This is a genomic window from Cronbergia sp. UHCC 0137, from assembly GCF_034932285.1.
Classification (GTDB): Bacteria; Cyanobacteriota; Cyanobacteriia; order Cyanobacteriales; family Nostocaceae; genus Cronbergia.
Genome location: NZ_JAYGHC010000011.1, coordinates 128,079 through 128,753, shown reverse-complemented (window position 1 = coordinate 128,753; position 675 = coordinate 128,079). Strand labels below are relative to the sequence as shown.

Sequence of the window (675 nt, the reverse complement as noted above, 5' to 3'; positions counted from 1 at the left end):
GGTTATTTGTCTGACGCACCCTACAGATATTATTTGCGTTCTAAAATTAAGAATCTGATCCACCGTACCCAGTTTATAAATTTATTCGTGTCCAATATTTTCAGGAATGTTAATAGATTCATTTGTACCCCAATCTTGAGGATAAATTCCTTGATTAACAAAACGATGAAAACTGGAAAATTTCCAATTTTGGGGTGATTGACATAAACCATGTTTCACGGGATTATAATGAATGTAATCACAATGATTACTAAAATCTTTTTCATCTTTGATTAAATGCTCCCAATAGCGTCTTTGCCATAAATTCTTTTCTTGACGTTTTTTACGAGATACGCTATTTATTGCCGGAAGTTGTAATTTATTACCACAACTACGAGTAATAAAACTTTTTAAATAACGCCAACGACCCGGATAGTTAACATCACCATCAGGAAGAGTCCAAATGCAATGAAAATGATCGGGTAAAAGTATAATTGCATCAATAGAAAATGGATATAATTGTTGTACCCTTTGTAAACCTTTGCGTAAGGTTTCTCTACCAATATCAGTACATAACCAAGGTACTCTTTTATAGGTTACTTGGGTAAAAAAATAAGTCGCTCCTGGTACGATTATTCTGCGATAGTTAGACATATTAAAGAACTTACAAATAAAAAAACATTCAACGGACTTAGG

1 protein-coding gene is annotated in these 675 nt (G+C 32.9%); it reads right to left on the bottom strand.

Going from position 1 to position 675, the window contains the following annotated elements; translation table 11 throughout:
* Nucleotides 1–81 precede the first annotated feature (81 nt).
* Nucleotides 82–633, bottom strand: coding sequence for an REP-associated tyrosine transposase (locus VB711_RS07710; RefSeq protein WP_323285258.1), 552 nt, complete (start codon nucleotides 631–633; stop codon nucleotides 82–84).
* Nucleotides 634–675: the final 42 nt, after the last annotated feature.